21 protein-coding genes are annotated in these 26692 nt (G+C 71.9%); 17 read left to right on the top strand and 4 right to left on the bottom strand.

What is annotated here, in order from left to right:
• Window positions 1-76 precede the first annotated feature (76 nt).
• From HNR10_RS31115 to HNR10_RS06790, 3 genes are all read left to right on the top strand, one after another.
• The gene (locus HNR10_RS31115) at window positions 77-1549 is read left to right on the top strand and encodes a purine-cytosine permease family protein (RefSeq protein WP_179821715.1); all 1473 of its coding nucleotides are present in this window, start codon (window positions 77-79) and stop codon (window positions 1547-1549) included.
• A 14-nt stretch (window positions 1550-1563) separates the two neighbouring features.
• Window positions 1564-1860 (top strand): antibiotic biosynthesis monooxygenase family protein, encoded by a 297-nt coding sequence (locus HNR10_RS31110; RefSeq protein WP_179821713.1) that lies wholly within the window; start codon window positions 1564-1566, stop codon window positions 1858-1860.
• A gap of 192 nt (window positions 1861-2052) precedes the next feature.
• Entirely contained in the window at window positions 2053-3441 is a 1389-nt protein-coding gene (locus HNR10_RS06790) for a glycine--tRNA ligase (RefSeq protein WP_179821711.1), read from the top strand.
• An 84-nt stretch (window positions 3442-3525) separates the two neighbouring features.
• Here the strand turns inward: HNR10_RS06790 and HNR10_RS06785 are convergent, their stop codons facing one another.
• Window positions 3526-5418, bottom strand: a complete 1893-nt coding sequence (locus tag HNR10_RS06785) for a serine/threonine protein kinase (RefSeq protein WP_179821710.1) — start codon at window positions 5416-5418, stop codon at window positions 3526-3528.
• Window positions 5419-5663: 245 nt separating this feature from the next.
• On the opposite strand from HNR10_RS06785, the gene HNR10_RS06780 reads away from it, so the two are divergent.
• Together HNR10_RS06780 and HNR10_RS06775 are read left to right on the top strand one after the other, a co-directional pair.
• Window positions 5664-6038 (top strand): PadR family transcriptional regulator, encoded by a 375-nt coding sequence (locus tag HNR10_RS06780; RefSeq protein WP_179821708.1) that lies wholly within the window; start codon window positions 5664-5666, stop codon window positions 6036-6038.
• Entirely contained in the window at window positions 6038-7420 is a 1383-nt protein-coding gene (locus HNR10_RS06775; RefSeq protein ID WP_179821706.1) for a permease prefix domain 1-containing protein, read from the top strand. Before HNR10_RS06780 ends, HNR10_RS06775 begins: the two co-directional genes overlap by 1 nt.
• 85 nt (window positions 7421-7505) lie before the next feature.
• Here the strand turns inward: HNR10_RS06775 and HNR10_RS06770 are convergent, their stop codons facing one another.
• The 3 genes from HNR10_RS06770 to trhA all read right to left on the bottom strand — a co-directional run bounded on the left by HNR10_RS06770 (window position 7506) and on the right by trhA (window position 9604).
• Complete coding sequence (locus tag HNR10_RS06770; protein WP_179821704.1) at window positions 7506-8039, bottom strand: CGNR zinc finger domain-containing protein; 534 nt, start codon at window positions 8037-8039, stop codon at window positions 7506-7508.
• The gene (locus HNR10_RS06765) at window positions 8029-8802 is read right to left on the bottom strand and encodes a DUF6196 family protein (RefSeq protein ID WP_179821702.1); all 774 of its coding nucleotides are present in this window, start codon (window positions 8800-8802) and stop codon (window positions 8029-8031) included. Before HNR10_RS06765 ends, HNR10_RS06770 begins: the two co-directional genes overlap by 11 nt.
• Before the next feature lie 91 nt (window positions 8803-8893).
• Complete coding sequence (trhA, locus tag HNR10_RS06760) at window positions 8894-9604, bottom strand: PAQR family membrane homeostasis protein TrhA (RefSeq protein ID WP_376769740.1); 711 nt, start codon at window positions 9602-9604, stop codon at window positions 8894-8896.
• Window positions 9605-10082: 478 nt separating this feature from the next.
• On the opposite strand from trhA, the gene ppdK reads away from it, so the two are divergent.
• From ppdK to arfA, 12 genes are all read left to right on the top strand, one after another.
• Window positions 10083-12779 carry a pyruvate, phosphate dikinase gene (gene ppdK, locus HNR10_RS06755; RefSeq protein ID WP_179821700.1) on the top strand — a complete coding sequence of 899 codons (2697 nt, stop codon included), beginning with the start codon at window positions 10083-10085 and terminating at the stop codon, window positions 12777-12779.
• Between the two features lie 341 nt (window positions 12780-13120).
• Window positions 13121-14203 (top strand): YdcF family protein, encoded by a 1083-nt coding sequence (locus HNR10_RS06750; protein WP_179821698.1) that lies wholly within the window; start codon window positions 13121-13123, stop codon window positions 14201-14203.
• Between the two features lie 43 nt (window positions 14204-14246).
• Window positions 14247-15500, top strand: coding sequence for a deoxyguanosinetriphosphate triphosphohydrolase (locus tag HNR10_RS06745; RefSeq protein WP_179821697.1), 1254 nt, complete (start codon window positions 14247-14249; stop codon window positions 15498-15500).
• A gap of 140 nt (window positions 15501-15640) precedes the next feature.
• Window positions 15641-16687 carry a LacI family DNA-binding transcriptional regulator gene (locus tag HNR10_RS06740; protein WP_179829579.1) on the top strand — a complete coding sequence of 349 codons (1047 nt, stop codon included), beginning with the start codon at window positions 15641-15643 and terminating at the stop codon, window positions 16685-16687.
• A 139-nt stretch (window positions 16688-16826) separates the two neighbouring features.
• Window positions 16827-18479, top strand: coding sequence for a ribulokinase (gene araB, locus HNR10_RS06735; protein WP_179829578.1), 1653 nt, complete (start codon window positions 16827-16829; stop codon window positions 18477-18479).
• Window positions 18476-19126, top strand: a complete 651-nt coding sequence (locus HNR10_RS06730) for an L-ribulose-5-phosphate 4-epimerase (RefSeq protein ID WP_179821695.1) — start codon at window positions 18476-18478, stop codon at window positions 19124-19126. Before araB ends, HNR10_RS06730 begins: the two co-directional genes overlap by 4 nt.
• Before the next feature lie 88 nt (window positions 19127-19214).
• The gene (locus HNR10_RS06725; RefSeq protein WP_218898397.1) at window positions 19215-20573 is read left to right on the top strand and encodes an L-fucose/L-arabinose isomerase family protein; all 1359 of its coding nucleotides are present in this window, start codon (window positions 19215-19217) and stop codon (window positions 20571-20573) included.
• A gap of 108 nt (window positions 20574-20681) precedes the next feature.
• Window positions 20682-22016, top strand: a complete 1335-nt coding sequence (locus tag HNR10_RS06720) for an extracellular solute-binding protein (protein ID WP_179821691.1) — start codon at window positions 20682-20684, stop codon at window positions 22014-22016.
• A gap of 11 nt (window positions 22017-22027) precedes the next feature.
• Window positions 22028-22975, top strand: a complete 948-nt coding sequence (locus tag HNR10_RS06715) for a carbohydrate ABC transporter permease (protein ID WP_179821689.1) — start codon at window positions 22028-22030, stop codon at window positions 22973-22975.
• 2 nt (window positions 22976-22977) lie between these two features.
• The gene (locus tag HNR10_RS06710) at window positions 22978-23880 is read left to right on the top strand and encodes a carbohydrate ABC transporter permease (protein WP_179821688.1); all 903 of its coding nucleotides are present in this window, start codon (window positions 22978-22980) and stop codon (window positions 23878-23880) included.
• Window positions 23881-23912: 32 nt separating this feature from the next.
• Window positions 23913-25007: an arabinan endo-1,5-alpha-L-arabinosidase gene (locus tag HNR10_RS06705; RefSeq protein ID WP_179821686.1), complete on the top strand. Its 1095-nt coding sequence runs from the start codon at window positions 23913-23915 to the stop codon at window positions 25005-25007.
• Window positions 25008-25156: 149 nt separating this feature from the next.
• Window positions 25157-26680, top strand: coding sequence for an arabinosylfuranosidase ArfA (arfA, locus tag HNR10_RS06700; RefSeq protein WP_179821684.1), 1524 nt, complete (start codon window positions 25157-25159; stop codon window positions 26678-26680).
• The last annotated feature ends 12 nt before the right edge of the window (window positions 26681-26692 follow it).

Raw genomic sequence — 26692 nt, 5'->3', positions numbered from 1 at the left:
ATGCTATTGAGTGTCTGACCAATAAGCAAGCAGGGCGTGCGCGCCGCTGGTCGCGCACCGTTTCCCGGAGGACACCGTGACACCCACCCACCCCCCGTCGCCCTCGGGCGCCCCCGACGGCACCGCCCCCGCCGCCACCCCCGCAGCGTCCACTTCCGCCACCCACGCCCCGGCGGGCAACCGCCCCGGACGCGTCGAGGCGCACGGCATCGACCACATCCCCGACGCCGAGCGGCACGGTCGGCCCCGCGACCTGTTCGCCGTGTGGGCTGCCGCGAACGTCAACTACCTGAGCCTGGTGGTCGGCGGCGTCCTGGTCCTGCTGGGGCTGTCCCTCTGGCAGGCGTTCCTGGTGTGCGTGGTGGGCAACCTGTTCTGGATCCTCGTGGGGATCCTGGCCGTCTCGGGGCCCGCCTCCGGCACCCCGAGCGAGGTCGTCCTGCGGGCGGTGTTCGGTGTCCGCGGCAACCGGGTCAACATCGCCGTCACCGGCTGGGGCCTGTGCATCTGCTACATCGCCCTCAACCTGTCCGCCGGTGCGGTCGCGGCGTTCTCCCTGGTGGAGCGGATGGGCATCGAGGCCGACACCGCGGTCAAGGCCGCCGTCATCGTGGCCATCTCCGCGGTCACGCTGGTCATCGGCGTCTACGGCCACGCCACCATCGTCCGCCTCTACGCCCCGATCACCCTCCTGCTCACGCTGGCCTTCGCCGTCGTCGGGTACAACGTGGTGCGGCGCGCCGACTGGGACCACGCTCCGGCCGAGCCGCTGGAGGGCGCCGCCCTCTGGGCGGTCCTGCTCATCGGCGTCACCCTCATCGCCTCCGGCCCGCTGTCCTACACCAACAGCGCCGACTTCTCCCGCTACCTGCCCCGGAGCACCTCGGCGGCGGCCGTCGCCGGCTGGACCGCGCTCGGCGGCTTCCTGCCCGGCGTCGTGGTGACCTTCCTGGGCGCGCTCGCCGCGACGGCCGTCGACATGGGGGACCCGCAGGCCTCCCTGGAGTCGATCCTGCCGGGCTGGTTCACCCCGCTCTTCCCGCTGGCCATCGTCCTGAGCACGATCGCCATTAACGCGATGTCGGCCTACAGCTCCGGCCTGGCCCTCCAGGCCATGGGCGTGCGGATCCGTCGGTCGTTCAGCGTGGTCGTGGACGGGCTGCTCGCCGTCTTCCTGACCTTGTACGCGCTGCTGGTGTCGAACTTCCTCGACGCCGTCAGCACGATGCTCCAGCTCACCGTCGTCCTCATCGGTCCGGGCACAGCCGTCTACGCCGCCGACGTGCTGTTGCGACACAACCGCTACGACGGCCCCGGCCTGACCGATCCGACTCCGGCCGGTCCGTACTGGTACTCCGCGGGCGTGCACTGGGTCGGCTTCGCCGCCCTGGGCCTGGGGGCGGCCACGGCCCTGCTGTGCGTGGACTCCGAGCCCTACACGGGGCCGGTCGCCCGTGCCCTGGGCCTGGACCTGTCCCTGCCCGTGGGGATGACCGTGGCGGCGGCCGTCTACACTGTCCTGTTCCGGCGCCGGGGGTCCGCCGCGTAGGCCAGAATGGTGGCGTGATCGTCATCACCCGCTACTCCGTGCCCGAGGCCGACACCGAGGCCTTCCAGTCCGACGCCGCGGTCGCGGTCGAGGTGCTCTCCCGCCGTCCCGGGTTCCTGGGCCACCGGCTGGGCAGGGCCGCCGATGATCCGTCGCTGTGGACCGTGGTCACCGAGTGGGAGGGCGCCGGGTTCTACCGCCGGGCGCTCTCCGACTTCGACGTCAAGGTCCACGCCGTCCCCCTGCTCTCCCGCGCCATCGACGAACCGACCGCCTTCGAGCTCCTCACCAGCGACGGTTCCCGGAGCTGAGCGCACCGGGGGCCGCCGGGCCCCCGCGCCACGCCGGAATTCGTGCGCACCAGGGTCCCCGCGTGCTCTAGCCTGGGTGGACGCGGCCGCCTGACGTGCCACTCCCCGGTTCGTCACGCGTTTCGCGCCCCGACCACAACGATGTATCGCGCACCGCGATCCACCGACCGCCAGCCGGATGGAGAGTCACCCATGGCCGCCAAGTCAGAGGCAATGGACGCACTGGTCAACCTCGCCAAGCGTCGAGGCCTGGTCTACCCCTCGAGCGAGATCTACGGGGGCCTGCGCGCCGCCTGGGACTACGGTCCCCTGGGTGTCGAGCTCAAGGCCAACGTCAAGCGCCAGTGGTGGCGCTCCATGGTGCAGGAGCGCGACGACATCGTCGGCCTCGACTCCAGCGTCATCCTGGCCCGCGAGGTCTGGGAGGCCTCCGGCCACGTCAAGGCGTTCGTCGACCCGCTCACCGAGTGCCAGTCCTGCCACAAGCGCTTCCGGGCCGACCACCTCATCGAGGCCTACGAGGACAAGCACGGCCGCGAGCCCGAGGAGGGCCTGAAGGCGCTGGCCTGCCCGAACTGCGGCGCCAAGGACTCCTTCACCGAGCCGCGCATGTTCAACGGCCTGCTGCGCACCCACCTGGGCCCGGTCCAGGACGAGAAGGGCCTGGCCTACCTGCGCCCGGAGACCGCCCAGGGCATCTTCGTCAACTACAAGAACGTCGAGCAGAGCGCCCGCCGCAAGATCCCCTTCGGCATCGGCCAGATCGGCAAGTCGTTCCGCAACGAGATCACGCCCGGCAACTTCATCTTCCGCACCCGCGAGTTCGAGCAGATGGAGATGGAGTTCTTCGTCCGCCCGGGCAGCGACGAGGAGTGGCACCAGTACTGGATCGACACCCGTCACCAGTGGTACCTGGACCTGGGCATCGCCAAGGACAACCTGCGCCTGTACGAGCACCCGAAGGAGAAGCTCTCCCACTACTCCACCCGGACCGTGGACATCGAGTACCGGTTCAACTTCCAGGGCGGCGAGTGGGGCGAGCTGGAGGGCATCGCCAACCGCACCGACTACGACCTCCGGACGCACTCGGAGGCCTCGGGCACGGACCTGTCCTTCTTCGACCAGGAGAAGAACGAGCGGTACTTCCCGTACGTCATCGAGCCCGCGGCCGGTGTCGACCGCACGGTGCTCACCTTCATGCTCGACGCCTACAACGTCGACGAGGCGCCCAACGCCAAGGGCAAGCTGGAGAAGCGCGCCGTGATGCGCCTGGACCCGCGCCTGTCGCCGGTCAAGGTCGCCGTGCTGCCGCTGTCGCGCAACACCGACCTGTCGCCGAAGGCGCGCGACCTGGCCGCCGCGCTGCGCAAGCGCTGGAACGTGGAGTTCGACGACGCCGGCGCCATCGGCCGCCGCTACCGCCGCCAGGACGAGATCGGCACCCCGTTCTGCGTCACGGTGGACTTCGACACCCTGGAGGACAACGCGGTGACCGTGCGCGAGCGCGACACCATGTCCCAGGAGCGCGTGTCCCTCGACCAGGTCGAGATGTACCTGGTGGAGCGCCTGCCCGGCTGCTAGTTCCGATCGTCCGAGCAAGCGACGGCCGCCCGTCCCCGTGTGGGGCGGGCGGCCGTGTGCCGGACGGAAGGGGTGGGGTCGAGGTCACCCGCCGCGAGCGGGAGACGGCAACTCCTCCCGGGCCCGGTCCAGGGCGTCGATCTCCTCGCCCAGCGACGCGATGGCCTTCTTCGCCCGTTCCACCTTCTTCTTCTGGTCCTTCACGTGGGTGTAGGGCTCCGTGACGTCCTTGAGGATTTCCTTGGTTCTGGCGTCCCAGACGGCGACCAGGATTCCGCCGGACACGAAGTAGGCGAGGATGGCCGAGCCGATGGCCAGTCCGATGCGGGGATCCTCGCCCGAGGAGAGCCCCGCCCATCCCACCACTCCGAACACGACGGCGGCGGCGAGGGCGTTCCGCACGATGAATCCGGCCTCGCTGCCGACCTCGTCGGCCTTCTCACGCGCGGGCAGGTACACCTCCAACCGCTTCCTCCTGGCGCTGAGCTTCCTGTGCCTGGCGGCCAGGTCACGGAGGACGCGGCACAGGAGCCGGATGACCAGGGAATGCGCCACGCGTTCCGGGAGCGGGGCGTCGTGCGGCGGCTCGGCGGGGAGAACCGCCCTCCATTCCTCCTCCAGGGACGCGCGATCCCCGTCGACGAGCCCGCGCCACGGTTCGGGGAACAGGACCGCGTGGACGAACACCTCCTCCCGGATCTGGAAGTCGAAGGCCTTCTCCTTCCCGCGTCCGGGGCCCCGCGCCCATGCCGTGTACGGATGGCGGATCTCCTCGAAGACGGCCATCGCCCTTCGGACGTCGTCGATGAGCGCCCGGTACTCGGCGCAGCCGTCGCCCCGAGCACACCCGTGGTCGGGCGCACGGCACTCGAAGACGGACGCGATCTCCATGATCTCGACGTCGAAGTCGGAGTGGGCGTCCAACGGGTCGTCGATCCCGTCCGACACCTCCCGCAACCCGGACAGGCTCAGATCGGCCTCCCCGAGGACCGGAGGCAGGTCGGGGCGTGCCTGGGAGATGAACGCCAGGACTGCGATCACGTCCTCCCTGGGCGGCTTCCGCAGCAGGCTCCGGTCGATGCGGGTGTCCCCCAGGTCCTCGATGATCCAACCGGCCAGGGCCGCCCGTTCGTCGGCGTCGTCGAACACGGCGGCCGCGGTGCCAGGCTCGGCCGCCATGGTCTCGGCGAGCTCACCGACACTGTGGTGGAGGCGACCCGCGAAGCGGTAGGGAGGAGACGCCGGACCGGAGGGCGTCGCGGCCGGTCCGCGCCCGGCCTCCTCGAACCGGGTCTCCCCGCCACGGTCGGACGGGCGTTCCGGCTCGTCGGCCGACACCTTCCGGGTCTCCCAACGGGTCGGCGCGAGCGGCCGCATCTCCTTGGTCGCCGCGGTGGTCCCTCGGGCCAGCGCGGTGTCGACATCGGCGCCGTCCTCCGAGAAGCCCAGGAGGGCGTTGAGGACCTGATGCGCGCTCGGGCGGTCCTCGGGCTCTTTCGCCAGGCACCGGGTCACCAGGCCGCGCAGCTCGTCGGGGACCCCTGAACAGTCGGGATCGTCGATCAGAATCCGCTTGATGATGGCGGTCTGGCGATCGCCGGAGAACGCGTGCCGCCCACTGGCCGCGTAGACGATGGCCAGGCGTTGCAGGTCGGCTCCGGTGCGCGGCCCTTCGGCGGTGATCTCCTCGGCGAGCGTACGGCCCTCGACGTACTCGCTGGCGATCCAGGGGCGGTCGGCGTGCGGATCGGCGTCCAGGACCTGGGCCACGCAGAAGGGGCTGATCCGGCGCGCGGCGTCCACCTCGTCGGCGAACATCCGGGCGAAACGCGGATCGGTGCCGGGATCCGCATGGAGGAGTTTCACGGCCGCCAGGCCGCCGCCGGGCGCCTCCGCGAGGTGGACGGACCCGAAGCCGCCCCGGCCGATCTCCCTGATCAGCCGGTATCCGCCGACCTCGGTGTCCTGCGTGCTCATGCGTCACCGTGCCTGTTCCGTTCGGGACCTTCCCAACGTGTATAGCGTCTCGAACGCCCGTGGTGTAGGGGATCGCGCGCGCGGGGTCCACGAGGCGGACCGGTGTCCTGCGTCCTTCGACGGGTCGCCGGACACCGGTCCGCCCCCACGGCCCCGGCCGGGGCCGTCACCATGACCCCTCGCTCTGCTATGCCTAGATCTGCTAGGGTCGCTATCCCTAGCGGATCTAGGTATGGGAAGTTCACGTGCACATCGACAAGGACCTGGTCGCCGCGTCGGCCACACCGCTCGTCCTGGGCATCCTCGCCGAGGGCGAGTCCTACGGCTACGCCATCGTCAAACGCGTCAACGAGCTCTCCGACGGACGCATGCAGTGGACCGACGGGATGCTCTACCCGCTGCTGCACCGCCTGGAGCGCAACGGCTACGTCCAGGCGTCGTGGGGCAGATCCGACGCCGGCCGCCGGCGCAAGCACTACGCGATCACGGAGGCCGGGCTGGAGGCGCTGGCCGAACGGCGCAAGCAGTGGGACGTCGTCGCCGACGCGCTCACGCAGGTGTGGCAGGCCGCCTCCCGGCCCCCGGTCCTGGGGGACGCCACGGCAGGGGGGTTCGCCTGATGAGCGACACCGCGGGCGAGGGCGTCCTGGAGGCCCAGATCGAACAGTGGCGCGGCTTCGTGCGGCGCCGCCGGGCCATCGCCCCGCCGGACCTCGAGGAGATGGAGGACCACCTGCGCGAACAGATCGCCGACCTGGGGTCGAACGGCCTCGACGACGAGGAGGCCTTCCTGGTCGCGGTCAAGCGCATGGGCAACCTGGACGAGGTGTCGCGGGAGTTCGCCCGCGAGCACGCCCACCGGCTCTGGAAACAGCTCGTCCTGGTCCCCGAGGCCGACGACGGCGCCGGGGGCCTCGCGCGCTGGCGCGACCTCGGCGCGGTCCTCGCGTTCGCCCTCGGCGCGGGGTTGGCGGTCAAGCTCCTGCTCACCTCGGTCGACGACGAGTTCGCGCAGTTCCGCAACCTCGCCTTCGTCGTGCTCCCCTTCCTGGCGGGCTGGTTCGCCTGGAAGCGGCGCGTCCCGTGGCGGGTGTGCGCGGCGGCGGTCGGCGTCGCCGCGGTGCCGGCCCTGGCGGTGAACCTCTACCCGTTCGAGACCACGTCCGGCCCCGACCCGGCGCCCGGGATGACGGCCGTGCTCGCGTTCACGCACGCCCCGGTGCTGCTGTGGCTGCTCGTGGGCGTCCTGCACACGGGCGGGCACTGGCGGTCGCACGAGCGGCGCATGGACTTCGTGCGGTTCATGGGCGAGCTGGCGATGTACCTGGCGCTGATCATGCTGGGGTCCGCGGTCCTGGTCGGCCTCACCTTCGGCGTGCTCTCGCTGGTCGAGATCGACCTCGAACCGGTCATGGAGGACTGGCTCCTGCCCTTCGGACTGCCCGGCGCCCTCATGGTGGCCGCGTGGCTGGTGGAGGCCAAGAAGAGCGTGGTGGAGAACATCGCGCCGGTCCTGACGCGGGTCTTCACGCCCCTGGCGTTCCTGATGCTGGTCGCGGACCTGACCGCGCTCCTGGTGAACGGGCCGCTGACCACGGTGGACCGCGGCCTGCTCATCCTCATGGACGGCGTCCTGGTGCTGGTCCTGTTCCTGCTGCTCTACTCGATCTCGGCCCGCGACCCGTTGGCTCCGCCGAACGTCTTCGACTGGCTGCAGCTCGCGCTGGTCGGAGCGGCGCTGGCGGTGGACGCCGTCGCGCTGACGGCGATGCTGACCCGCATCGCCGAGTTCGGGTTCACCGCCAACAAGACCGCCGCCCTCGGCCTCAACCTCGTGCTGCTGGTGCACCTGGTGTGGTCGGCGTGGCTGCTCGCGGGCTTCGTGCGGGGGACGCGCCCCTTCGCCGCGGTCGAACGGTGGCAGACGGCCTACCTGCCCGTCTACGCGGTCTGGGCCGGACTGGTCGTGGTCGTGTTCCCGCCGGTGTTCGGCTTCGCCTGACGCGGAGACGGGTCCGGCCGCCCGCCCCCGCCGGGGGAGGGCGGCCGTCACTCGTCGCGGCGGCCCTCACGTGTCCGGACGGCCGTCACCCGTCCTGGCCGCTCCGCCTCCGCTGGTGCGAACGGACCCGCGCGCGGTTGCCGCAGGCGGCGCTGTCGCACCAGCGGCGGTCCGCCCGGGTCGCCACAAAGACCTTGAGGCAGTCCTCGCCCCGGCACACCGCGAGGGGCGGCCCGGTCACCAGGAGGCCGACCGCGGCGCCTGCCAGGTGGTGGGCGACGGCCGCGGCCGGCGTCCCGTGCTCGGGCACCGTCAGCTCGTACCGGTCCGCGCGCCATCCGAGGCCGAAGGGCGCGGACGCGCGGGCGAGCCGCAGCAGCCGTTCGGCCGCCCCGGGGTCGGGTTCGCGCCCCCGGGCGGCGCCGCGCAGCAGCTCCTGCACGTCGTCCCGTACCGCGCGCAGGTCGGCCAGTCCGTCGGCGTCGACGGCGCGTCCCACGGTTCTGAGGCCGTCCCGGGCGTCGGACCAGGCGCGCCACCGGTCGAGCGTCTCGATGCGGTCGCGGTGCCGGGAGGAGCGGGTGTTCGCGAACGCGACGGCCACGGGTTCAGCGGGCACGGCCGCGCCCCACCGCCCGCAGGACGTTGCGGCCCGCCGTCCCGTCCGACCACGTGTAGTCCTCGACCAGCAGCAGGCCGCCGCCGTCATCGCCGGTCAGGCGCATGACGGCCGTTCCCGTCCGTGCGTGCCCGGCGGTGTCCATCTGGGTGTAGGCCGTGCTGACGCGGCCGTCCTCGCGGCGGCCGACGAGGAAACCCTGGTCGACGGTGCCGCCGGAGTAGCGCGCCTCGACGCGGCCGTCCCGTTCGCGGAACTCGAACCGCGTGTCCGCCGAGACCGCGCTCGCCTCGGAGGTCTCGGCCACCTCGAACACCCGCAGGTCCAGGTCGGCCCCGTCCTGCGACGGCGGCCGTCGCAGGTCGTCGAGCACGGCGCGGACGGCGTCCGCGGCCTCCGCGGGGTAGCCGAGGTAGTCGAAGACGCCGCCGCGGCGGGGGTTGTCGCCGCACACGACGAACACGCCGCTGCCGGTGCGCTCCTTGACGGTGGTCGACACCCACCCGATGTAGCCGCTGTTGTCGATCCCGGGCGGGAACGTGCTCAGGGTGAGGCCGAACGGTTCGGCGGCGCCGCCGTCGGCGGGCGTGAGGGCGCACCATCCGTCGGCGTCCCTGACCGTGGCCAGGGCCTCCGGCGGCGGCGCCCCGGTGAAGCGCCGGAAGCACCAGTCGCCCGGCAGGTGTTCGATGTCGGTGTCGCGCAGCACCTGCCGGAGGCGGGCTTCGGACTCGATCGGGAGTTCTTGGGAGATGGAGACCATGCGCCGACGATACCTAATGGGTTTTCCCATTACTAGGGCGCGGCTCGGGGCAGGGCGACGGGGCCGGGGGAGGGGACCGGTCGGCCGGCGGTCAGGTCGCCGTGTAGACCACGAAGGAGACCGCGACATAGTGGCAGACGAACGCCGCGATGGTCAGCGAGTGGAAGATCTCGTGGAAGCCGAACCACCGCGGCGCGGGGTTGGGCCGCTTGAGGCCGTAGACCACCGCGCCCACGCTGTAGAGCACGCCGCCGACCAGGATGAGGATCCACGTCGCCGGGTGCGTGCCGCCGACAAGGTCGGGGATGAACAGCACCGCGACCCATCCGATGGCCAGGTACAGCGCCGTCGACAGCCACCGGGGCGCGTTGAGCCACAGCAGCTTGAAGGCCACGCCCGCCGTGGCGCCGCCCCAGATCACCGCGAGCATCGCCGTGCGCAGCGCGCCGTCCAGGACGAGGATGACGAAGGGCGTGTAGGTGCCCGCGATGATGAGGTAGATGTTGGAGTGGTCCATGCGGCGCAGGACCTTCTGCGCCCGGGGCGACCAGCGGCCCACGTGGTAGACGGCCGAGGTGCTGAACAGCAGCACCGAACTGAGCGCGTACACCGCGCTCGCGGCCATCGCCGGCAGGGTGGGCGACAGGCACACCAGGACGATGCCCGCGGCCAGGGCCAGCGGCGCCGTCCCCAGGTGCAACCACCCGCGCAGCCGGGGCTTGACCGCCTCCAGGAGGTCCTCGGCGGCTCCGCGCGCCCGGGTCCTCACCGTCTCGCCCTGGTGTTGCTGCTCCTCCGGCACCGTCGCACTCCTCGCGTCCACCCGTCCCGCGTCGATGCGGGCCTCAGGGGCAGCCTAACTTACGCACCCGTAGGTTACTGCTAGGTAATGCTGTGTCGAGTCGCACATCACCGGTGCGCGGCCCGTGCGGGCGTGCTCGCCGGCGCCTCGCCGTGTCGGGTGTGGTTCCTGGTGGTCGTGTGCCTCCGGCGGCCGGTTCCGTCCTGGGCCGTTGTGCGAGACGGGGGCAGAGTTCCCAGGTCGGTGGCGGTGTCGCACTGGTGGGAGCCCTCTCCGGTCGTATTCTGGACACAAGGGGCCGGTGTACCCGAGCTGAACCATTGGTATAGACCTGTCTAACGTCTCTGAACTGCGAAAACACCGAAATCGGGGAGTTCGTGGCAGGGGAGTCGCGCACGGTGCGGATAGAGTCCGGACCCATCCGGGCGAGGGGCCGATCCCACCGCGGAGCCGTCGAGAAGAACGAGGGAGCACCCCCGTGGCCAAGTACGTGTACAACTTCACCGAGGGCAGCAAGGACCAGAAGGATCTCCTCGGCGGAAAGGGGGCCAACCTCGCCGAGATGACCAACCTCGGTCTGCCGGTGCCCCCCGGTTTCACGATCACCACGAAGGCGTGCCGGCACTACCTGGAGAACGGCAGCGTCCCGGCCGGTCTCGACGCCGAGATCGAGGCGAACCTGGAGGAGCTGGAGAAGGCCATGGGCCGCCGGCTCGGCCAGCCCGACGACCCGCTCCTGGTGAGCGTACGGTCGGGCGCCAGATTCTCCATGCCCGGCATGATGGAGACCGTCCTCAACATCGGCCTCAACGACGAGTCGGTCGTCGGGCTGGCCGCCCAGGGCGGTGACGAGCGCTTCGCGTGGGACTCCTACCGCCGCCTCATCCAGATGTTCGGCAAGACCGTCCAGGACATCGACGGCGAGCTCTTCGAGGACGCCATCGACGAGGCCAAGGCCGCCAAGGGCATCACCGACGACCTCGACCTCGACGCCGCGGACTTCCGCGACCTCGTCGCCCGCTTCAAGGACATCGTCCAGGAGCAGACCGGCCGTCCCTTCCCCACCGACCCCCGCGAGCAGATGACCCTCGCCGTCAAGGCGGTCTTCGACTCCTGGAACGCCCCTCGCGCGGTGCTCTACCGCCGCCAGGAGCGCATCCCCTCGGACCTGGGCACCGCGGTCAACATCTGCTCCATGGTCTTCGGCAACCTCGGCATGGACTCCGGCACCGGTGTCGCCTTCACCCGCGACCCCGCCTCCGGCCAGCAGGGCGTGTACGGCGACTACCTCCAGAACGCCCAGGGCGAGGACGTGGTGGCCGGTATCCGCAACACCGTCCCGCTCGCCGACCTGGAGAAGATCGACGCCCGCAGCTACCAGGAGCTGATGGGCATCATGGAGACCCTGGAGAACCACTACCGCGACCTGTGCGACATCGAGTTCACGATCGAGCGCGGCAAGCTGTGGATGCTCCAGACCCGCGTGGGCAAGCGCACCGCGGCCGCCGCCTTCCGCATCGCCGACCAGCTCGTCGACCAGGGCATGATCACCCTCGACGAGGCCGTGCAGCGCGTCACCGGCGACCAGCTCGCGCAGCTGATGTTCCCCCGTTTCGACGACCGCGCGGCCACCGACCCCGACGTCCGCCGGGTCGGCCGCGGCATGAACGCCTCGCCCGGGGCCGCGGTCGGCAAGGCCGTCTTCGACTCCTACACCGCCGTCAAGTGGTCCCGCAGCGGGGAGAAGGTCATCCTCTGCCGCAGGGAGACCAACCCCGACGACCTGGAGGGCATGATCGCCGCGGAGGGCATCCTCACCAGTCGCGGCGGCAAGACCTCGCACGCGGCCGTGGTCGCCCGCGGCATGGGCAAGACCTGCGTGTGCGGTGCCGAGGAGCTCGACATCGACACCAAGAACCGGCGGATGACCGGGCCCGGCGGCGAGGTGGTCGAGGAGGGCGACGTCATCTCCATCGACGGCACCAGCGGCCAGGTCTACCTCGGCGAGGTCCCCGTCGTCGACTCCCCGGTCGTGCGCTACTTCGAGGGCGAGATCGACCCCGCCTCGGACCAGGCCGACGACCTCGTGCGCGCCGTGGACCGGCTGATGCACTACGTGGACGCCGCCCGCCGCATGTACGTGCGCGCCAACGCCGACACCCCCGAGGACGCCGCGCGCGCCCGCCGCATGGGCGCCCAGGGCATCGGCTTGTGCCGGACCGAGCACATGTTCCTCGGCGATCGCCGCCAGCTGGTCGAGCGGCTCATCCTCGCTGACACCGAGGAGGAGCAGGGCGAGGCGCTCGGTGCCCTGCTGCCCCTCCAGCGCGAGGACTTCAACGGCATCCTGGGCGCCATGGACGGCCTCCCGGTCACCGTGCGCCTGCTGGACCCGCCGCTGCACGAGTTCCTGCCCGACATCACCGAGCTGTCGGTGCGCGTGGCCGTGGCCGAGGCGCGCGGCGAGAGCCACGAGAACGACCTGCGCGTGCTCCAGGCCGTGCACAAGCTGCACGAGCAGAACCCGATGCTGGGGCTGCGCGGCGTGCGCCTCGGGCTGGTCGTCCCCGGCCTGTTCACGATGCAGGTGCGCGCCATCGCCCAGGCCGCGGTGGACCGGATCAGGGAGGGCGGCCGTCCCCGCCCGGAGATCATGATCCCGCTGGTGGGCACGGTGCAGGAGCTCGAGATCATCCGCGACGACGCGCTGCGCGTCCTGCGCGAGGTGGGGGAGGAGAACGGCCTCGAACTGGACTTCCCGGTCGGCACCATGATCGAGCTGCCCCGCGCGGCGCTCACCGCCGGGCAGATCGCCGAGCACGCCGCGTTCTTCTCCTTCGGCACCAACGACCTCACCCAGACCGTGTGGGGCTTCTCCCGCGACGACGTGGAGGCCTCGTTCTTCTCCGCCTACCTGGAGAAGGGCGTCTTCGGGGTCTCGCCGTTCGAGTCGCTGGACGTCGACGGCGTCGGCCGCCTCATCCGCATCGCGGTCGAGGAGGGACGGGCCGCGCGCCCGGGGATCAAGCTCGGCGTGTGCGGTGAGCACGGCGGCGACCCGGCCTCGGTGCACTTCTTCCACGAGGTGGGGCTGGACTACGTGTCCTGCTCGCCGTTCCGAGTACCGGTGGCGCGTCTGGAGGCCGGCCGGGCCGCGGGCCGCGCCTCCGCCTGACCGGCACGCGTCGCACCGCCCCCGCGGGTCACCGCGGGGGCGGCGGCGTGCCCGGGAAGGCTCCGACGTGAAGCGCCCCCGGCCGTGCCGCAGGCACAGGAAGGGCGCGTCCGAAGGGCGCCCGACTCCCCTAGACTCGGGTCCCGGCGGGGGACGGCCCACCAGGGGTCATCGTGACCTTTTCGTGATATATTCTCGTCTGCTGGCCTGGCCGTCTTCCCCGACCTCCTCCCCACCTCAGGTTCGCCCCCGAACGGGTCGGCCTGCCGAGAACCAGCGGCGGTCGGAAGTCGTCCCAGTGGGGGAGTACTCCAGTCAGCGAATTGTGCGGAGGTGAGCCGGTGCGAGTGACAGGCGACGGTCACGGCGACGAGCCGTGGGAGGGCCCGGCCGGTGCCTCCACCGATGACGAGGCCACCCGGGTGTTCACCCGCGGCGACCACGCACCGACCGCGACCGCGGACGGGAGCGAGGCCACCAGGGCCTTCACCCGCGATCCCGACGCCGGGACCACCCGTGCGTTCTCCCGCGACGAGTTCCCGCCGCGTCCGGAGGCGCCGGCTGCGGACGACCCGTCCGCCGCCGCCCAGGGTGCCGACGAGGGCGCGGAGACCTCCTTCACCCGCCGCTTCGTCCGCGAGCGCCACCCGTCCCGCGGGCGGGTGCCGCGCGGCGGGCCGCGCACCGTTCCCGACCCCCCGGCCGACCCCGAGTCCGCCCCGGACCCCGACCTCGACTTCGGACCCGGTCCGGACCCCGAGTCCCGGCCGGAGCGCGCCGCGCGCCCCCGGCGCCGACGCCCGCGCCGCCGCGTCCGCAAGCGCTGGATCCTCACCCTCCTGTTGCTCGCGGCCCTGGCCGTCCCCCCGGGGACATGGGGCTGGGTCTGGTACACCGCGCGCCAGGACGACCGCACCCCCTCCGACGCCATCGTGGTCCTCGGCGCCAGCCAGTACAACGGCGTGCCCTCACCGGTGTTCGAGGCCCGCCTGCGCCAGGCCCAGGAGCTCTACCTCGAAGGCGTGGCCCCGGTCATCGTCACGGTCGGCGGCAAGCTGCCGGACGACAACTTCACCGAGGCCGCGTCCGGCCGCAACTGGCTGGTGGAGGTGGGCGTGCCCGCCGACGCCGTCGTCGCGGTGGAGGAGGGCAGCGACACCCTGCAGAGCTTCGCCGCCGTCTCGGAGGTGTTCGACGCCAACGGCTGGGAGACCGCCATCCTGGTCTCCGACCCCTGGCACAGCCTGCGCTCCCAGGTGATGGCGGAGGACTTCGGCATCGAGGCGGGCGCCTCGCCCGCGCGCTCGGGGCCCGCCGTCATCGAGCGCCGCACGCAGCTGTGGTACATCACCCGCGAGACCGCGTCCCTCTGGTACTACTGGATCTTCAACGACAGCAGCGACATCCAGGTGAACGCCGCCTGACCTGCGTACGGTTTCGTCACCGTCGGGAAGTAGGCTCGCAGTGATGACGAGCGGTCCCGCAGACGAAGGCCAGGTCCCCGGCTACCAGGCCGGGGACACCGAGCGCATGGCCGGCGAACGGCGCAAGAACCGCGCCCGGGGGCCCTTCGAGCGCGACCGCGCCCGGGTCCTGCACAGCTCGGCGCTGCGTCGCCTGGCCGCCAAGACCCAGGTGGTGCAGCCGGGGGTGAGCGACTTCCCGCGCACGCGGCTCACGCACTCCCTGGAGTGCGCGCAGATCGGTCGCGAGCTCGGCCAGGCACTGGGATGCGACCCCGACCTGGTCGAGGCCGCGTGCCTGTCGCACGACCTCGGCCACCCCCCGTTCGGGCACAACGGGGAGCGGGCGCTGGACGAGGCGGCGGCCGCCTGCGGGGGCTTCGAGGGCAACGCCCAGAGCCTGCGCCTGCTCGTGCGCCTGGAGGGCAAGGTCATCGACCCGGAGGGGCGCAGCGCCGGGCTCAACCTCACGCGCGCCACCCTCGACGCCACCGTGAAGTACCCCTGGCGCCGGGGCGAGGGCGGCGACACCCACAAGTTCAACTGCTACCCCGACGACACCGAGGTCTTCGAGTGGCTGCGCGAGGGCGCGCCCGCGGGGCGCACCTGCTTCGAGGCCCAGGTCATGGACTGGTCCGACGACGTCGCCTACTCCGTCCACGACGTCGAGGACGCCCTGCACGCCGGGCTCGTGCGCATGGCCGCCCTGCGCAGCCCCGTCGAGCGGGCCGAGGTCGTGCGGGTGGCCGCCGCCTCCTACTGCTCCGCCGAGCCCGCGGAACTGGACGAGGTGTTCACCGATCTGCTGGCCGCGCCCGTGTGGCCCGCCGAGTTCACCGGGGACGTCGCCTCGCTCGCCGCGCTGAAGAACCTCACCAGCGAGTTCATCGGCCGCTTCTGCCGGGCCGCCGAGGGAGCCACGCGTGCCGTCCACGGCCCCGGCCGCCTGACGCGCTACGGCGCCGACCTCATCGTTCCGCGCCGGGCCCTGCTGGAGTGCGCGCTGCTCAAGGCGGTGGCCGCCCACTTCGTGATGTCGCGCGAGGAGGCCCTGGCCTACCAGGTCGAGGAGCGGCGGACCGTCACCGAGCTGGTGGAGGCGCTCTGGAAGGGCGCTCCCGGCGAGCTGGACCCCCAGTTCGCCGAGGCCTTCACCGCCGCCGAGGACGACGCCGCGGCCCTGCGCGCGGTCGTGGACCAGGTCGCCTCGCTCTCCGACACCTCCGCCACGGCGCTGCACTCCCGCCTCCTGGGCTGACCCGATTCGGGAGATTTCTCCTCAGAGCCCTTGACGCCGTTCCTGTTAACGCTAACAATGTTGGCTGCGTCACAGAACTTTCCCGAGCGTTACGAGGAGGTGCCGTCCAGGTGACCCCGCAGAGTGGCCGCAGTCCGGTCATGGCCGACGTCGCGCGCCTGGCCGGCGTCTCGCACCAGACCGTGTCCCGGGTCGTCAACGGCCACCCGAACGTGCGCGCCGAGACGACGGCCCGCGTGCAGCGGGCCATCGACGAGCTCGGCTACCACCGCAACTCGACCGCGCGCGCCCTGGTCACCCGCCGGACCAACGTGCTGGGGGTCATCGCCTTCGACACCACCCTGTTCGGCCCGGCCCAGACCCTGGCCGGCATCGAGCGGGCCGCCCGCGAGGCCGGGTACTTCCTGAGCATCGTCAGCCTGGACGACGTCAGCCCCGCCGGCGTCGCCGAGGCCGTCGACTACCTCATCCAGCAGTCCGTCGAGGGCTGCATCGCCATCGCCCCGCAGCGGGCGCTGGTGAAGGCCCTGGCGTCCGTGCCGGGCCCGCGCCCCCTGGTGGCGGTCGAGGGCGGCGAGGGGTCGGGGCTGCCGGTCGTGTGCGTCGACCAGGCCCAGGGCGCGCACGACGCCGTCCGCCACCTCATCGACCTGGGACACCGCACCGTCCACCACATCTCCGGCGACCCGGAGTGGCTGGAGGCCGAGTCCCGCGTGGCCGGCTGGCGCCGGGCCCTGGGCGAGGCCGGGGCCACCGCGCCGGAACCGCTCGTCGGCGACTGGAGTCCGCGCTCGGGCTACGAGAAGGGCCGGCGCCTGGTGCAGCGGCGCGCCACGGGCGAGCCGGTCACCGCGGTGTTCGTGGCCAACGACCAGATGGCGATCGGCCTCCTGCGCGCCCTCGGCGAGGCCGGGATCCGGGTCCCGGAGGACATCAGCGTCGTCGGGTTCGACGACGTCCCCGAGGCCGAGTTCCTCGCCCCGCCCCTGACCACCGTCGCCCAGGACTTCGCCCAGGTGGGCCGGGTGAGCCTGCGCGTGCTGCTCGACGAACTGGGCGCGGGGGAGCGGAGCGTCGCCGAGGACGCCCCTCCCGGCGCCCCGCCGGATCCGGCCCCCCGGCTCATCGTGCCCGCGCGGCTGCGGGTGCGCCAGAGCAGCGGACCGGCCCCGGTTCCCCACCGCTGACCCCGCCCGCCACCCGACCACCACCACCGACCACCGCCCCGGCTCCGACGCACACCCCCGCACGAGACACACGACCCCCGAGGAGGGCACCCGCGTGGCCCAGAATGTTAACGCTCACAACACCGGTGGACCCGACGCCGTGGTCATCGGGGTGGACTTCGGCACCCTCTCCGGCCGCGCCGTCGTCGTCCGCGTGGCCGACGGGGCCGAACTGGGCACCGCCGTTCACGAGTACGAGCACGGCGTCATCTCCGACGTCCTGCCCGGCGGCACCGACCCCCTCGCGCCCGAGACCGCCCTACAGTCCCCCGAGGACTACCGGCAGGTGCTGCGCACCGCCGTCCCCGACGCCATCGCCGCCGCCGGCGTCGACCCGGCCGACATCATCGGCATCGGCACCGACTTCACCGCCTGCACCGTCATGCCCGTCACCCGCGAGGGCACCCCCCTCAACGAGCTGCCCGGACTCGCGGACCGGCCGCACGCCTGGCCCAAGCTCTGGAAGCACCACGCCGCCCAGCGCGAGGCCGACGACATCAACGCCCTGGCCGCCTCCCGCGGCGAGAAGTGGCTGCCCCGCTACGGCGGCCGCATCTCCTCCGAGTGGCAGTTCGCCAAGGGCCTGCAGGTCCTGCGCGAGGACCCCGAGACCTACCACCGCGCCGACCGGTGGATCGAGGCCGCCGACTGGATCGTGTGGGAGCTGTGCGGGGAGGAGACCCGCAACGTCTGCACCGCCGGGTACAAGGGCATCCACCAGGACGGCGCCTGGCCCACCACGGACTTCCTGGGCGCCCTCGACCCCGCCTTCGCCACCTTCGCCGAGGACAAGCTCGCCCACCCCCTCTCCCAGCTCGGCGAGCGCGCCGGGCACGTCACCGCCCGCGCCGCCGCCTGGACCGGGATCCCCGAGGGCGTCCCGGTGGCCGTCGGCAACGTCGACGCCCACGTCACCGCCGCCACCGCCCAGACCACCGGGACCGGCCGGATGCTCGCCATCATGGGCACCAGCACCTGCCACGTGATGAACTCCGACGTCCTGGCCGAGGTGCCCGGCATGTGCGGGCTCGCCCTGGGCGGCATCGCCCCCGGCATGTGGGGCTACGAGGCCGGACAGAGCGGCGTCGGCGACATCTTCGCCTGGTTCGCCGACTCCTACGTCCCGCCGGAGTACCACGAGCGGGCCCGCGAAGCCGGACTGTCCGTCCACGACCTCCTCTCGGCCATGGCCGCGGAGGCGCCCGTGGGCTCCCACGGCCTCGTCGCCCTGGACTGGCACAGCGGCAACCGCTCGGTCCTGGTCGACCACGACCTGTCCGGGGTGCTGGTCGGCCTCACCCTGGCCACCCGCCCCGAGGAGGTCTACCGCGCCCTGGTCGAGGCCACGGCCTTCGGCACCCGCACCATCGTCGAGGCCTTCGAGGCCGCCGGGGTCCCGGTCGACGACTTCACCGTCGGCGGCGGCATGGTCCGCAACCCCTTCGTCCTCCAGGTCTACGCCGACGTGCTCGACCGGCCGATCCGGCTCGTGGCCTCCGAACAGAGCTGTGCCGTGGGCGCCGCCATCCACGCGGCGGTCGCGGCCGGGGCCCACCCCGACATCCACGCCGCCTCCGCGGCCATGGGCGGCGTCCGCGCGGACACCGTCGACCCCGACCCCGCGCGCGCCGCCGCCTACGACGACCTCTTCGCCCTCTACACCGAACTGCACGACCACTTCGGCCGCGGCGGGAGCGGGAGCCTGCACCGGCTGCGCGCCCTCCGCAACGCCGCCCGGAAGGGAACACGATGACCACCGACGCCCTGCGCGAGCAGGTGTGCGCCCTGCACGCCGAACTCCTGCGCTGGAACCTGGTGACCTGGACCAGCGGCAACATCTCCGCCCGCGTCCCCGACGCGGACCTGATGGTGATCAAGCCCAGCGGTGTGTCCTACGAGGACCTCACCCCCGAGGACATGGTGGTGTGCGACCTCGACGGCACCGTCGTCGAGGGCCGCCACAAGCCCTCCAGCGATACCGCGGCGCACGCCTACGTCTACCGCGCCCGCCCCGACGTCGGCGGCGTCGTGCACACCCACAGCCCCTACGCCACCGCCTGGGCGGCCCGCGGCGAGGCCATCCCGTGCGCCATCACCGCGATGGCCGACGAGTTCGGCGGCGACATCCCGGTCGGCCCGTTCGCCCTCATCGGCGGCGACGACATCGGCAAGGGGCTCATCGCCACCCTGGACGGCCACCGCTCCCCGGCCGTGCTCATGCGCGGCCACGGCGTGTTCACCATCGGGGACTCCGCCCGCGCCGCCGTCAAGGCCGCCGTCATGTGCGAGGACGTCGCCCGCACCGTCCACCTCGCGCGTGAGAACGGGCCCGTCGAGCGCCTGCCCCAGGAACACATCGACGCCCTCTACGACCGCTACCAGAACGTCTACGGCCAGTAAGGACACCTCTGTGCCCATTCCCAACCCCACCCCTTCCGACCACGAACCGATCAAGGACCGGCGGCCCCGCATCGGCCTGCTCGGCATCATGCAGCCCCTCTACGACGACATGATCCCCGGCATCACCGAGCGCCAGGCCGACTACGCCGCCCAGGTCGCCGCCTCGCTGTCGGAGACCGCCGAGTGGACGGTCAGCCCGCCCGTGCGCGGTCGCGCCGACGCCGAGCGGGCCGTGCGCGAGTTCGAGGCCGCCGGCCTCGACGGCGTCATGGTCGTCATGCTCACCTACGGGCCGTCCCTGCGGGTCACCCGGCTGTTCAGCCAGATGCGGCTGCCGGTCGCGCTGGCCAACATCCAGCCCGACCCCGCGGTCAGCCCCTCGTGGGACATGGCCGACATGACCTACAACCAGGGCATCCACGGCGCCCAGGACACCGCCAACGCCATGGTGCGCGCGGGCCTGCCCTTCGAGGTCATCACGGGGGAGTGGCAGAGCGCCGAGTTCACCGCTCGCGTGGACCGCTGGGCGCGCGCCGCCCGCGCCGTCACCGCGCTGCGCTCGCTCAAGGTCGGCGTGTTCGGCTACCCCATGAACGGCATGGGCGACGCCCGCGTGGACGAGACCGCGTTCCTGCGCAAGCTCGGGCCCGAGATCGAGATCATCGCGCCCGGCGCCCTGCACCGGACCATGGCCGAACTGCCCGCGGAGGCCGTCACCGAGCTCATGGAGTGGGAGGACGGGGCCTTCGAGGTGGACGAGCGCCTGTCCAAGGAGGAGCGCGAGGACCACGCGCGGATGCAGCTGGGCATCGAGCGGCTGCTGGAGGCCACCGGCTGCGGCGCCTACTCCACGCACTTCGACGCCATCGGCGAGGACGGCCGCTTCGCCCGCCTGCCCATGGCCGCGGCCTCCACCCTCATGGCCAAGGGCTACGGGTTCGCGGGCGAGGGCGACGTGCTGGCCGCCTCGGTGGTCTACGCCGGGCACCAGCTCGCCGGGGACGGCCACTTCACCGAGATGTACGCGATGGACTTCCCCACCGACTCCATCCTCATGAGCCACATGGGGGAGGGCAACTGGAAGGTGGCCCGCGACGACGAGCCGATCCGGCTCATCAAGCGCCCGCTGGGTATCGGCGGCCTGGACGACCCGCCCACGATCGTCTTCCGGTACCAGCCGGGCCCGGCCACGCTGGCGTCGCTGGTGGCGCTCGGCGGCGAGCGCTTCCGCCTGGTCGTGGCCGAGGGCGAGGTGATCGATGCCCCCGAACTGCCCGACCTGGAGATGCCGTACGGTCAGTTCCAACCCGCCACAGGCGTCCGGACCTGCATGGATGCCTGGCTGCGGGCCGGCGGCACCCACCACATGGTCATGAACACCGGTGCCCGGGCCGAGGACTGGCGCGTCCTGTGCGAACTCGCCGACATCGAGTTCGTCCAGGTCTGACCCCGAACCGGTCATGAGGCGCCCCCGCACCGGGGCGCACCCCGAGATCCCCTACCGCGGAGGGCCCGGTCGACCGGGCCCTCCGGCCCCCCGGCGCAAGGAGAGACCATGCGCAGAGCATCAAGAGCACCGCACGCGCCACCCCCACCCCTGGCCCCGGTCGGGCCGGGCCGCCGGGCCTTCGTCACCGGAGCCCTGGCCACCGCGGGCCTGGCGGCGGCGGGCTGCGCCCCGCCCGACACCCTCATCAGCGGCGAGACCCGGCTGCGGCAGTGGAACCTGTTCGCGGGCGGCGACGGCCTGCGGATGATCGAGATGCACGACGCCTACCAGGCCGAGCACCCCGGGATCGACTTCCGCGCCACCACCTTCACCTGGGGCGCGCCCTTCTACACCAAGGTCGCCATGGGCGCCGCGGGCGGCCGTGGCGCCGACATCGCCACCGTGCACGTCTCGCGCCTGGAGAGCCTGGCTCCCGGCCGCCTGCTCGACCCGATCGACCCCGGCCTGCTCGCCGAGTTCGGCATCGACGACACGGTCGTGCTGCCCAACATCTGGGAGAAGTGCTTCTTCGACGGTCAGCTGTACGCCATTCCCATCGACACCCACGTCCTGATCCAGTACATCAACCTCGACGTGTGCCGCCAGGCGGGTGTGCTCGACGCCGACGACCGCCTCGTCGAGGTCTCCGGAGTGGACGCCTACTTCGACCTGCTCCGCGAGATCCAGGGCGTGACCGGCGACTACGGACTCTCCATGGACACCTGGAACCCGTGGTCCAACTTCTGGGCGCTCTACCGCCAGCAGGACGGCGAACTCGTCCTCGGCGAGGACGACTTCGAGATGGACGACGACAAGGCGCTGGCCGCCATGGACGTCATGTACCGCCTCGCCGAGGAGGGCCTGGCCCCGCGCCACTCCAGGGACGCCGACACGGCCGCCAACATCGCCAACGGCCACGCCGGGCTGATGATCCACGGCAACTGGGAGATTCCCACCCTGGAGGCCACCGGGATCGAGTTCTCCGCCACCCAGTTCCCCGCCGTGTTCGGCAACCACCGCACGCGCGGCGACTCGCACTGCTACGTCTTCCCGCACCAGCGCGACCGCGACCCCGAACGCACCCGCGCCGCCGCCGAGTACGCCGCGTGGATGCTGCACAACAGCCTGACCTGGGCCGGCGGCGGACACATCCCCGCCTACCAGCCCGTGGTGGAGAGCGCCGAGTACGACGCGCTGCACCCCCAGTCCGAGTACCGCGAGGCCGCGGAGAACGTCCAGTTCGAGCCCGAGGCCTGGTTCAGCGGCTCGGCCGGGCGGCTCCAGGAGGAGGCGGCCGGCGCCCTGACCACGCTCCACCAGGGCACCCAGACCCCGGAGCAGGCGCTCGACCAGCTCAAGGGCACCATCCGTAACCTCCTGTCCGTTCCGTCGCCGGTGTAGGGAGCCCCACCATGACCCAGAACACCCAAGCTCCCGCGCCCCGCACCGCGCCCGGATCAGCCCCCGCCGCACCGCGCGGCCTCGTCGACGTCCGCCGCCGCCCGTCCTCCTGGACCGGCCTGTGGTTCGTCCTGCCCTTCCTGGCCTTCTACGCCGTCTTCCTCCTGTGGCCCGCCATCGTCGGGTTCGGCTACACCTTCACCGACCGCAGCCTGGCCGGCGGGGACGTCTCGTTCATCGGGCTGGACAACTGGTCGGAGACCCTGACCGACTCGGACATGTACGACTCGCTGTGGAACACGCTGTGGTTCACGGTCCTGAGCGTGCCCCTCATGGTCGTGTTGGCCCTCGGCATGGCCCTGCTCACCGACCACGCGCGCCGCCTCGGCTGGTTCCTGCGCCTGTCGTTCTTCGCCCCCTTCGTCCTGCCGGTGACGGTGATGACGCTCATCTGGGGGTGGATGTACAACCCGAGCCTGGGCCTGTTCAACGGCACGCTCTCCCGCTTCGGGATCGAGGGGCCCGAGTGGCTCTTCTCCGAGGACACCGCGATGTTCTCCGTGGTCGCGGCCACCGCGTGGTGGCAGGTCGGGTTCAACTACCTGCTCTACCTGGCCGCCATGCAGTCCATCCCCAAGGACGTCTACGAGGCCGCCGCGATCGACGGGGCGGGGGTCTGGCAGCGCATCGGCCGGATCACCCTGCCGATGCTGGCCCGCACCACGGCGCTCATCGCCGTCCTGCAGCTGATCGGCTCGCTGCGCGTGTTCGAGCAGATCTACCTGATGACCATGGGCGGGCCCAACTTCGCCACCCGCACCGTCATCCAGTACATCTACGACTCCGGTTTCGTCGGGCTGCGCATCGGCCTGGCCTCGTCGATGGCCTACGTCTTCATGGTCCTGATCATCGCCGCCTCCATCGCCCAGTTCCGCCTCTTCTCCCGGAAGGAGGGCTGACGATGGCCACCTCGACGCCCCCCGCACCGCGTACCGCCCAGGGCCCCGCGACGACGGCTCCCCGGCCCGCGGCCCCGCGCCGCCGCCGGTGGTCGGTCGGCTCCGTCGCGTTGTACACCGTCGCGTCCCTGGCCGCGATCGTCTGGTTCGCCCCGCTGTTGTGGGCCTTCGCCACCTCGGTCAAGCCCGAGGGCGAGACCACGGTCATGCCGCCCACCTGGCTCCCGGACAACGCCACCTTCGAGGCCTACACCTCGGTTCTGGGCCGCGGCGACATCCTGCGCTGGACGATGAACTCGCTCATCACCACGGTGATCGTCACCGTGCTCACCCTGGTGCTCTGCGTCCTGGCCGCCTACGGGTTCTCCCGGTTCGACTTCCGCGGCCGGCCGGGGCTGTTCGCGCTCATCATCGGCGGCATCCTCATCCCGCCGCAGACCCTGATCGTCCCGCAGTTCGTGCTGATGACCCAGCTGGGGATGGTGGACACCTACTGGGGCGTCGCCCTGCCCCAGGTGGTCGCCCCGGTGTTCGTGTTCATCCTCAAGCGGTTCTTCGACGCCATCCCGCGCGACTACGAGGACGCCGCCCGCCTGGACGGCGCCGGACCGGTGCGCGTCCTGTGGAGCGTCATCCTCCCGCTGTCGCGGCCCATCCTCACCGCGGTCGGCATCTTCACCTTCATCGGTGCCTGGAACAACTTCCTGTGGCCGTTCATCGTGGTCAACGACCCGGAGATGATGACCCTGCCCGTGGGCCTGGGCACGGCCGTGGGCCAGTACGGGATCCAGTACGCGCAGGTCATGGCTTCGGCCGTGCTCGGCGCCCTGCCTCTGCTCGTCGTCTTCCTGCTCTTCCAGCGGCACATCGTCACCGGTGTCGCCGGAGCGGGCATCAAGGGCTGACCGCGCCTCCCGAAACCCCCAGGAGACCTCCCATGAGACGCACACTCACCACGGTCGCGGCGGTCCTGGCCGCCACGGCGCTGACCGCCACCCTGGCCGTCCCGGCCGCCGCCGCCCGGGACGACTGGGACGTGCCCCCCAACAACCCCGGACTACCGGTCCAGGGCTACCAGCCCGACGACCTCCACCCCTTCGCCGGCGGCCTGCGGGTGCACGACCCCGGCCTGCTCAAGGGCGGCGCCGGCGAGGACTGGTACGTCTTCGGCACCGGCAACGCCGAGATCGGCGACGGCAACATCCAGATCCGCAGCTCGCCCAACGGCCGCCACTGGACCTTCACCGACACCGTCTTCGACACCAAGCCCGCCTGGATCGCCGAGGAGATCCCCGGCGTGGAGACCCTCTGGGCGCCGGAGATCTTCCACGCCGACGGCACCTACCACCTGTACTACTCCGCCTCGACGTTCGGCTCGAACCGCTCGCTGATCGGCCTGGCCACCAGTCCCACGCTCGACCCCGAGGACCCCGACTACGCCTGGACGGACCAGGGCAAGGTGTTCGAGTCCTTCGCCGGGGACTCCTACAACGCCATCGACCCCGCCGTCGTCGACGACGGCCAGGGCCGCCGCTGGATGGCCTTCGGGTCCTTCTGGTCCGGCATCCACATGGTCGAACTCGACCCCGCCACCGGCCTGGCCCTCCCGGGCGCCGACACCGTGCACCTGGCCGACCGGCAGGAGCCGCCCAACGCGATCGAGGGCCCCGCCATCGTCGAACGCGACGGCTACTACTACCTGTTCGTCTCCTTCGACCACTGCTGCCGGGTCGGCAGCGACTACAAGGTCGCCGTCGGCCGGGCCACCGAGCCCACCGGCCCCTACCTCGACGCCGACGGCGTCCCGATGCTGGAGGGCGGCGGCACCGTGATCGTCGCCGACGAGGGGACCATCACCGGCTCCGGCGGCCAGTCCGTCTCCGGCGGCCTGCTCGCCTACCACTACTACGACACCGACCTGGGTCCGGACTTCGACTTCCGGATGGCCGTGCGCCGCCTGCACTGGTCGGCCGACGGCTGGCCCTCCGTGCGGCCCGCGACGCCCGGACCCGCCCGGCCCGACGCCGGCTGACCGCCTGACCACCCGCTCACCCGCCCACCCGTCGCCCACCACCACCCACCCGTCGCCCACCACCACCCTCAACGGACGGCCTTCGGCCGCAGTACCTCCCACTTACGGACGGCCTTCGGCCGCAGTACCCCTCCAGAGCAGGAGCCCACATGATCAACGCCTCCCTGAGCGTCGACGCCGCGACCCCCGTGGCCCCCGTCCACCGCCGCACGTTCGGTTCCTTCGTCGAGCACATGGGACGCTGCGTCTACACCGGCATCTACGAGCCCGGACACGCCACCGCCGACGCCGACGGCCTGCGCCAGGACGTCGCCGCCCTGGTCCGCGAGCTCGGCGTGACGACCGTCCGCTACCCCGGCGGCAACTTCGTCTCCGGCTACCGCTGGGAGGACGGCATCGGTCCCAAGGACCGGCGCCCGGTCCGCCGCGACCTGGCCTGGCACAGCCTGGAGACCAACCAGTTCGGCCTCGACGAGTTCATGACCTGGTGCCGCCGCCAGGACATCGAGCCGATGATGGCGGTCAACCTCGGCACCCGCGGCCTCCAGGAGGCCCTCGACCTGCTGGAGTACGCCAACCACCCCGGCGGCACCCACCTGTCCGACCTGCGCGCGGCGCACGGCCACCCCGAGCCGCACGACATCCGCATGTGGTGCCTGGGCAACGAGATGGACGGCCCCTGGCAGATCGGCCACCTGGACGCCCGCTCCTACGGCCGCAAGGCGGCCCAGGTCGCCCGGGCCATGAAGATGGCCGACCGCGACCTGGAACTGGTCGTGTGCGGCAGCTCCGGGTCGACCATGCCCACCTTCGGCGCGTGGGAGGCCACCGTCCTGGAGGAGACCTACGACGCCGTCGAGTACATCTCGCTGCACGCCTACTACGAGGAGCACGACGGCGACCTCGCCAGCTTCCTCGGCGCGGTCACTGACATGGACCACTTCATCGACTCGGTGGTCTCCACCGCCGACGCCGTCGGCGCGAAGCTGCGCGACCGCAAGCGCATCCAGCTCTCCTTCGACGAGTGGAACGTGTGGTACCTCAGCCGCCACCAGGCGCTCGCCGAGGTCCAGCCCACCGACGACTGGCAGGTGGCGCCCCGCGTCATCGAGGACCAGTACAACGTCGCCGACGCCGTCGTGGTCGGCAACATGCTCATCAGCCTCCTGCGCCACAGCGACCGCGTCACCGCCGCCAGCCAGGCCCAGCTCGCCAACGTCATCGCGCCGATCATGACCGAACCCGGCGGCCCTGCCTGGCGGCAGACCATCTTCCACCCCTTCGCCCTCACCGCCGCCTCCGCCGCCGGACACGTGCTGCGCGCCGACCTGGACGCCCCCGTCCAGGACACCGCCAAGTACGGCGAGGTCGACGTGGTGGACAGTGCCGTCACCCACGACGAGGAGACCGGCCGCACCGCCGTGTTCGTCGTCAACCGCTCCGTCGACCAGCAGGTCGCCCTCACCGTCGACCTGCGCGGCCTCACGCCCACCGAGGTGACCGAGGCGCTCACCCTCGCCGACGAGGACGCCTACGCCGCCAACACCATGGACGACCCCGACCGGGTCGTGCCCCAGCCCAACAAGTCGGCCCGTCTGGACGGCGGACGCCTGACCGTCACCCTGCCGCCCGTCTCCTGGACCGTCGTCACCCTGTCCTCCCGGACCCGGTGACCCCTGCCATCC

The sequence above is a fragment of the Nocardiopsis aegyptia genome, from assembly GCF_013410755.1.
Lineage (GTDB): Bacteria > Actinomycetota > Actinomycetes > Streptosporangiales > Streptosporangiaceae > Nocardiopsis > Nocardiopsis aegyptia.
This window is presented reverse-complemented; position numbering and strand designations above follow the sequence as displayed.